The 9,190-nt window shown below is 70.1% G+C and carries 1 protein-coding gene; it reads left to right on the forward strand.

Features of this window, described 5'->3' with window-relative positions; translation table 11 throughout:
• Positions 1–9,190: non-ribosomal peptide synthetase (locus tag G4D83_RS44895; protein WP_163871123.1), on the forward strand; the 9,190-nt coding region annotated here is incomplete at both ends.

A 9,190-nucleotide genomic window follows, 5' to 3' on the forward strand; every position in this document is an offset into this window, starting at 1 on the left:
CGTCGCTCGCCTATATCGACTTCACCTCCGGCTCCACCGGCAAGCCCAAGGGCGTCGGCTGCACCCACCGCGGCGTCCTCCACACCCTCGTCGGCATCGACTACACCCGCTTCGGGCCCGAGCAGACGCACCTCCTCCTCGCCCCCATCTCCTTCGACGCCAGCACCTTCGAAATCTGGGGCGCCCTGCTCCACGGCGCTCGCCTCGTCGTCCTCCCGCCTCAGACACCATCCCTGGAAGAGCTCTTCCAGACGGCGTCCCGTCACGGCGTCACGACGCTCTGGGCGACCAGCGGCCTGTTCTCCCAGCTCGTCGAGAGCCGCCTCCCCGCGCCTCCGTCCCTCCAGCGCATCCTCACCGGTGGCGACGTCGTCTCCCCACCGCACGTCCGCCGCGCGGTGCAGGACTGGGGCATCTCCGTCACCAACTGCTACGGCCCCACCGAAATCACGGTTGTCGCCACGACCTTCTCTGTCTCCCGCGCTGACGACGTCGGGGCCACATTCCCCATCGGCAGGCCCACCAACGGCACCCGCCTGCTCGTCCTCGACGCCTCTCTCCAGCCGGTCCCCATCGGCATTGCTGGCGAGCTCTTCATCGGCGGTGACGGCCTCGCTCGTGGCTACGTCGGCCAGCCCGGCCTCACCGCCGAGCGCTTCGTCCCGGACCCGTTCTCCTCCGTCGCCGGTGCGCGCCTCTACCGCTCTGGAGACATGGTCCGCTGGAACAGGGATGGGACGCTCGCCTTCATCGGTCGCGCCGACGCGCAGGTGAAGGTGCGCGGCTTCCGCATCGAGCTGCCCGAAATCGAGGCCGCCATGCTCGCGCACCCGTCCATTCGCGACGCCGTGGCCATGGCACGTGAAGACGTCCCGGGGGACAAGCGCCTCGTCGGCTACTTCGTCGGTGACGACCTGGACGCCGTCTCCCTCCGCGCGTTCCTCAAGTCCCGGCTCCCCGAGTACATGGTGCCGTCGTCCCTGCTCCGCCTCGACGCGCTCCCTCTCACCGCCAACGCGAAGATTGACCGCAAGGCGCTGCCTCCTCCCGAGGCCGTCCTCTCCGCGCCCTCGGCCACCCACGTCGCGCCTCGCACTCCCACCGAGGAGCAGCTCGCCTCCATCTGGGCGCAGCTCCTCCGCGTCCCCCAGGTCGGCATCGCGGACGACTTCTTCGCGCTCGGCGGCCACTCGCTGCTCGCCACACAGCTCGTCTCGCGCATCCGCAACACCTTCCAGGTGGAGATGGCGCTGCGGGAGCTGTTCGAAGCGCCCACCATCGAAGCGCTGGCCCAGCGGTTGGATGCGGCGTCCCTCGCGGGAAAGGGCACGGTGCGGCCTCCGCTCGCCCTGGTGCCTCGCGACGGCGCTCCGCTTCCCCTGTCCTTCGCGCAGCAGCGCCTCTGGTTCCTGGACCGCTTCCAGCCCGACAGCCCGTTCTACAACGTGCCTTCCGCGATGCCGCTCGACGGCGACATGGACCTTGGCGCGCTCGAGCGGAGCATCCAGGCGCTCGTCCAGCGTCACGAGGCCCTGCGCACCAGCTTCCACGCCCAGCCCGACGGCGTGCCCTTCCAGCGCATCCATGCGCGGGCGGAGCTGACGGTTCCCGTGATGGACCTGACCGCCCTGCCCGAGGGTGAGCGTGAGCAGGAAGCGCTGCGACTGGCCGGCATCGAGGCACAGCGTCCCTTCGACCTGGGCCGAGCCCCGCTGCTGCGAGCCTCCGTGCTGCGCCTCTCCGAGCAGCGCCACGTCCTGCTCGTCACCGTCCACCACATCGTCTCCGACGCCTGGTCCCACGGAATCATCTCTCGCGAGATTGGTGCGCTCTACGACGCGTTCGCGCGCGGAGAGCCTTCGCCACTGCCGCCCCTCGTGTTCCAGTACGCCGACTACGCCGTGTGGCAGCGCGGCTGGCTGCAGGGCAAGGTGCTCACGAAGCAGGTGGACTGGTGGCGCGAGCAGCTCACCGGTGCGCCTCGGATGCTGGAGCTGCCCACGGACCGCCCTCGGCCGCCCGTGCAGACCTCTCACGGCGCCACGCTCTCCCTCAGTCTGGGGCGGGCGCTCACCGCGCGGTTGCAGGCCGTGTGCAAGCGAGAGGGCGTCACGCCGTTCATGGCGCTCTTGGCCTCGTTCCAGGTCCTCCTCGCCCGCTACACCGGCCAGGACGACATCGTCGTGGGCTCGCCCATCGCCAACCGCCACCAGTCCGAGGTGGAGGGCATCGTCGGCTTCTTCGTCAACACGCTGGCCCTGCGAGCCCGACTCACGCCCGGAATGACCTTCCGGGAGCTGCTGGCGCAGGTCCGCAACAGCACGCTGGGCGCCTACGCCCACCAGGACGTCCCCTTCGAGAAGCTGGTGGAGGAGCTGCGCCCCGAGCGTGACCTGAGCCGCTCGCCCCTCTTCCAGGTCCTGCTCGCGCTCCAGACGTACGAGCGCGCCGCTCCACCCACGGGTGACGAGAGCGACTCCGACTCCCTCGACGTGGGCAGCGGCACCGCCAAGTTCGACCTGTCACTCCTGCTCTTCGACTCCGGGAATGACATCGGCGGCATGCTCGAGTTCAACACCGACCTCTTCGACCATGGCACCGCGGAGCGGATGCGCGCGCACTGGACGCGCCTGGTCGCCTCCGTCGTGGACGCGCCCGAGCAGCCCATCTGGAGCATCCCCCTGTTGGCCGAGGACGAGCGCCGTCAGCTCCTCGTCGGCTGGAACAGCACCGCGCGCGAGCCGCACACCGCCACGCCCATCCATGTTCCCGTGGAGGCCCAGGCCGCGCGCACGCCGGACGCCATCGCCGTCACCGATGGGACGCACGCGCTCACCTATTCGCGACTCGACGCGCGCGCCAACCAGCTCGCCCGTCACCTCCTCGCCCTGGGTGTCTCGTCCGGTGCGCCGGTCGGCATCTGCCTGGACAAGTCGCTCGACATGGCGGTCGCGGTCCTCGCCACGCTCAAGGCGGGCGCATCGTACCTCCCGCTCGACCCGAACTATCCGGCCGAGCGCCTCGCGTTCATGCGCGAGGACTCCGCGGCGCCCGTCGTCCTCTCGCACTCGTCCCTGCGCGCGGCGATTCCCGCGTCGGGAGCGAGGCTCGTCCTGTTGGATGAACAGGCCGAAGCGCTGGCGGCGCTGCCCTCGCAGGCGCCTGGCGTCTCCGTCTCGCCCGAGTCTCCGGCGTACATCATCTACACCTCAGGCAGCACCGGACGGCCCAAGGGCGTCGCGCTGCCGCACCGGGCGCTGAGCCACTTGCTGACGTGGCAGTTGCGTCAGTCGGAGAAGCCCTCGGCCACGACGCTCCAGTTCGCGTCGCTCAGCTTCGATGTCTCCTGCCAGGAGCTCTTCTCCACCTGGTGGGCCGGAGGCACCCTCGTGCTTCCCACGGGAGGACTGCGCCAGGACATCCCCGCGCTGCTCGACTTCATGCACCAGCAGCAGGTCGAGCGGCTGTTCCTGCCGTTCGTCGCGCTCCAGGCCATCGCCGACGCCGTCTCTCACGGCGCCACGCTGCCCGCCTCCCTGCGCGAGGTCGTCACGGCCGGTGAGCAGCTCCAGGTCACCTCCGCGCTCATCGCCCTCTTCGAGAAGCTCCCGGGCTGCGTCCTGGAGAACCAGTACGGTCCCTCGGAGACGCACGTCGTCTCCGCCCATCGACTCCAGGGCCCACCCGCGTCCTGGCCCCGGCTGCCGTCCATCGGCGGGCCGCTGCCGCACACGCAACTCTTCGTGCTGGATGCGCTGGGCCAGCCGGCGCCCATCGGCGTGCCGGGGGAGCTGCTCATCGGCGGCGCGCACCTGGCCCTCGGGTACGCGGGCCGGCCCGAGCTGACGGCCGAGAAGTTCGTGCCCCATCCCTTCAGCACCACGCCCGGCGCGCGCGTCTACCGCACCGGCGACTCAGCGCGCTGGAAGGCCGACGGCACCGTCGAGTTCCTCGGTCGTCTCGATGGCCAGGTGAAGCTGCGCGGCTTCCGTGTCGAGCTGGGTGAGGTCGAGGCCGCGCTGCGCGCCATCCCCGGCATCCGCGATGCCGCCGCGACGGTCCGCGAGGACGTCCCCGGGCTCAAGCGCCTCGTCGGCTACCTCGTTCCGGTGTCCGCGGCGGAGATGCCGGAAGCGGAGCGCCTGCGAACCCTCCTGCTCCAGCGCCTGCCCGAGTACATGGTGCCCACGGCCTTCGTCTCGCTGGAGACGCTGCCGCTGACGCCCAGCGGAAAGGTCGCGCGGCGCATGCTGCCCGCGCCCGACGTGCGGGAGCAGGAGTCCGAGGCCTCGTTCATCGCGCCCAGGACGCCGCAGGAAGAGAAGCTGGCCAAGGTGTTCTCCAGCGTCCTCCACCTGCCGCGAGTGAGTGTCACCGACAACTTCTTCGCGCTCGGTGGCCACTCGCTGCTCGCGACCCAGGTCATCTCCCGCCTGCGCTCCGGCTTCTCGGTCGAGCTGCCGCTGCGCGCGCTCTTCGAGTCGCCCACCGTCGCCGCGCTCGCGGCCCGCATCGAAGGCGAAGGACACGCGGGGACGCTCGCGCCGCCCATCATCCCGGTGCCCCGCGATGGCCTGGTGCCGCTGTCGTTCGCGCAGCTCCGGCTCTGGTTCATCGACCAGTTCCAGCCCGGCGGCGCCGCGTACCACATGCCGACCTTCGTGCGCCTGGAGGGACCGCTCGACGCGGCGGCGCTCCAGCGGGCCTTCGACGAGCTGGTGCGGCGTCACGAAGCGCTGCGCACCACCTTCTTCCAGCAGGACGACCAGCCCTACCAGCGCATCGCGCCGCACGGCGAGCTGCCCCTGGTGCGGGTGGACCTGAGCCACCTGGAGACCTCCGCCGCGCGAGACGAAGTCAAGCGACTGCTCCTGGAGGAGCTGGCCCGCCCCTTCAACCTCTCCACGGGACCGCTCATCCGCGCGCAGTTGTTGGAGCTGTCGGCGGCCGAGCACGTGCTCGCGCTCAACATGCACCACATCGTCTCCGACGGTTGGTCCATGGGCGTGCTCGTCCAGGAAGTCGCCGCGCTCTATGACGCCTTCGCCCACGGCAAGCCGTCACCGCTTCCCGCCCTCGGCATCCAGTACGCCGACTACTCCGTCTGGCAGCGCACCTGGTTCCAGGGGGAGGTCATCGAACGTCAGCTCACCTTCTGGCGCAACCAGCTCTCCGGCGTCGCGCCGTTGGAGCTGGCCATCGACAAGCCTCGTCCGCCCGTCATGTCCTCGCGCGGCGGCAACGTCGGAGTGTTCCTCCCCGCCGCCACCGCCGAGAAGCTCAAGGCGCTCTGCCAGCAGGAGGGCGCCACGCCCTTCATGGCATTGCTCGCGGCGTGGCAGGTGCTCCTCTCGCGCTACTCCGGGCAGGACGACCTCACCGTCGGCTCGCCCATCGCGGGTCGTCAGCGCGCGGAGCTCGAAGGCCTCATCGGCTTCTTCGTCAACACGCTCGTCTTCCGGGCGCGCATCGACGGACAGACCTCCTTCCAGCACCTGCTGCGACAGGTGAAGGAGACGGCGCTCGGCGCCTACGCGCATCAGGACGTGCCCTTCGAGCGACTGGTCGAGGTGCTCCAGCCGGCGCGTGACTTGAGCCGCAGCCCGCTGTTCCAGGTCCTCTTCTCCCTCCAGAACACGCCCGCCTCCGCCATCCAGAAGCAGGAGCTGACGCTCAGCCCCGTCGACGTCGACGACGTCACGTCCAAGTTCGAGCTCAACCTCAACCTCGTGGAGCTGCCGGACGGTTACGCGGGCTCGCTCGGCTACAACTCCGACCTGTTCGAGCACGCCACCGCCGAGCAGCTCGCCCTCCACTTCGCCACGCTGGTCGAAGCCCTCGTCTCGCGGCCCCAGGCCTCCATCGCGTCTGTCTCGCTGTTGACCGAGCAGGAGCAGCGGCAGGTCCTCCTCGACTGGAACGCGACGGACGCGGACTTCTCCACCGAGCCCTTCGTCCATCGCCTCGTCGAGAGCCAGGCCCGCCACACTCCCGAGGCCCTCGCCGTCCTCTCCGACGATGAGTGGCTCTCCTACGGTCAGCTCGACGCGCGCGCCAATCAGCTCGCGCGGGTGTTGTCCTCGCGCGGCGTGCGTCCCGGCGACTTCGTTGCCCTGCTCGCGCACCGCACGGCCCAGCTCCCGGTCGCCCTGCTCGCCATCCTCAAGGCGGGTGCCGCGTACCTGCCGCTCTCGCCCGACTACCCGCGTGAGCGCCTCGCGTTCATGGTGCGCGACAGCGGTGCGCGCCTCGTGCTGTCACAGGAGACGCTCGTCTCGCTCCTGCCGGACGGACTGGACGTCATGTGCCTCGACTCCGCGTCGCACGCGGAGGCCCTCTCCCACGCATCGACGGAGCCGCTCCCGTCGAAGCCGGAGCCCGAAGCGCCCGCGTACGTCATCTACACCTCCGGCTCCACGGGGCAGCCCAAGGGCGTCCTCATCCCCCACCGGGCGCTCGCCAACCACATGGCCTGGTTCCTCCAGGTCTTCCCGCTCACCGCTCAGGACAAGGTCCTGCTCAAGACGCCGCTCGCGTTCGACGCGTCCGTCTGGGAGTGCTGGGCGCCGCTCCTCGCCGGTGCGCCGCTCGTGCTCGCGCCCACCGACGCCCACCGCGACGCCGCGATGCTGCTCGACTGCGTCGTCCGGCACGGAATCACCGTCCTCCAGCTCGTGCCGTCCCTGCTGCGCTTCGTCCTCGACGAGCCCGCGCTGGCACGCGCCACGTCCCTGAAGTGGCTGTTCTGCGGCGGTGAGGCGCTCTCCACCGGTCTTGCGTCCCTCGCCCGCGAGCGGATCCCCGAGGCCCGCCTCGTCAACCTCTACGGCCCCACCGAAGTCACCATCGATTCGACCTTCACCGTCGTCGAGGCGAACACGTCGGGCGTCTCCATCCCCATTGGGCGTCCTGTCGCCAACACGCGCGCCTACGTGCTCGATGACGCCCTGCGGCCCGTCCCGCCGGGTGTCCCGGGAGAGCTGTTCCTCGGCGGTGCGCAGGTGGCGTTGGGCTACCTCGGCAGGCCCGCGCTCACCGCGGAGCGCTTCATCCCCGACCCGTTCGCCGCCACGCCCGGAGCGCGCCTGTATCGCACCGGCGACAAGGCTCGGTGGCTGGCGGATGGGCGCTTGGAGTACCTCGGTCGCACCGACTTCCAGGTGAAGCTGCGCGGTCTGCGCATCGAGCTTGGGGAGATTGAAGCCGCCCTCCGCGCGCAGCCGGGGGTGCGTGACAGCATCGTCCTCGTTCGCGAGGACGTTCCCGGCCAGCACCGCCTCGTCGCCTATCTGGTCTCCGCGACGCTCGACACCGACACGCTGCTCGCCGCGCTGCGGGAGCGGTTGCCCGAGTACATGCTGCCTACGGTCTTCTTGCGGCTGGACGCGATGCCGCTGACGCCCAACGGCAAGGTCGACCGGCAGGCGCTCCCCGTTCCCGAGCATGGCGCGGAAGACGCCCCCTTCGTCGCGCCCCGGAGCGCAACCGAAGAGGCGCTCACCGCCATCTGGGCGGAGGTGCTCCAGCTCGACAAGGTCAGCGTCACCGCCAACTTCTTCTCGCTCGGCGGCCACTCGCTGCTCGCCACGCAGGTGGTCTCACGCGTGCGCAGGACGTTGGACGTGGAGCTGCCGCTTCGCGCCCTCTTCGAGACACCCACCATCGCCGCGCTCGCCACCCGTATCGGCGAGTCCGGAGGCACCTCTTCGCGTGCTCGCGCGCCCGCGCTCGTTCCGGTGCCGCGAACTGGCGAGCTGCCGTTGTCCTTCGCGCAGCAGCGCCTGTGGCTCATTGATCAGCTCGAGCCCGGAAGCTCCACGTACAACATCCCCCTCGCCCTGCTGCTGCAGGGGCCGCTCGATGTGGCCGCGCTGGAGAGGGCCTTCACGTCGCTCGTCGAGCGCCACGAGTCCCTTCGCACGACGTTCCTGACGCGCGACGGAGAGCCGTACCAGCACATCCACGCGCCCGCGCCGGTGAGGGTGTCGGTGAAGGAGCTTCAGTCCCTCGCAGAGGACACGAAGCTCGCCGAGGCCCGTCGACTTGTGAGCGAGGAGGCCGCGCGGCCCTTCGACCTGGAGCATGGCCCCATCTTCCGCGTGCTCCTGGTGCGGCTGGATGAGCAGCGCCACGTCCTGGTCGGAACGGTCCACCACATCGCGTCCGACGGCTGGTCCATGGGAGTCCTGCTCCGCGAGCTGGCGGAGTTCTATTCCGCGCACGCCACCGGGCAGACGCCCCGGATGGAAGCGCTTCCCGTGCAGTACGCGGACTACGCGGCGTGGCAGCGCTCGTGGCTGCGTGACGAGGCGTTGGAGCAGCAGCTCTCCTATTGGAAGCAGCAGCTCACGGGGGCGCCTCCCTTCCTGGAGCTGTCCACCGACCGTCCACGTCCGCCCGTCCAGTCGAATCGGGGCGGGTCCTTCCCCGTCCGGCTGCCTCGCTCCGTGAACGAGCGGTTCGTCGCGCTCTGCCAGCGCGAAGGCGTGACGCCGTTCATGGCGTTGCTCGCCGTCTGGCAGCTCCTGCTCTCTCGCTACTCGGGACAGGACGACATCTCCGTCGGCTCGCCCATCGCGGGACGCACGCGGTCGGAGACGGAGGGGCTCATCGGCTTCTTCGTGAACACGCTCGTGCTGCGCGCGCAGGTCCGACCGGGACTCCGGTTCCGCGAGCTGCTCGCACAGGTGAAGCGCACGACGCTCGCTGCCTACGAACATCAGGACGTCCCCTTCGAGAAGCTCGTCGAGGAGCTGAACCCGCAGCGCACGCTGAGTCACTCGCCGCTGTTCCAGGTGATGCTCGTCCTGCAGAACGCACCGACGACGAGCATGGAAGTGCCTGGGAGCACGGTGGAGACGTCACCGCTGCGCCTGGAGGCCTACGACTCGGGGGCTCCGAGCGCGAAGTTCGACCTCACCCTGACGCTGGGCGAGGGACTGGAAGGCGCGCTGGGCTACCGCACGGACTTGTTCGATGAGTCCACCATCGCCCGGATGGTCGAGCACTTCTCCACGCTGCTCGAAGCCGTCGTCACCACGCCGGAGTCGCGGCTCAGCGAGCTGCCGATGCTGCCGGCGGAGGAGCGCCGTCAGGTGCTCGTCGAGTGGAACAACACCCGCCGCGAGCTGCCCTGGACTGGCGCCTTCCACGAGCGCTTCGAGGCACAGGCCGCCCTCACGCCCGACGC

Origin of the sequence: Myxococcus eversor (assembly GCF_010894455.1) — a bacterium.
In the GTDB taxonomy this organism is placed as follows: domain Bacteria; phylum Myxococcota; class Myxococcia; order Myxococcales; family Myxococcaceae; genus Myxococcus; species Myxococcus eversor.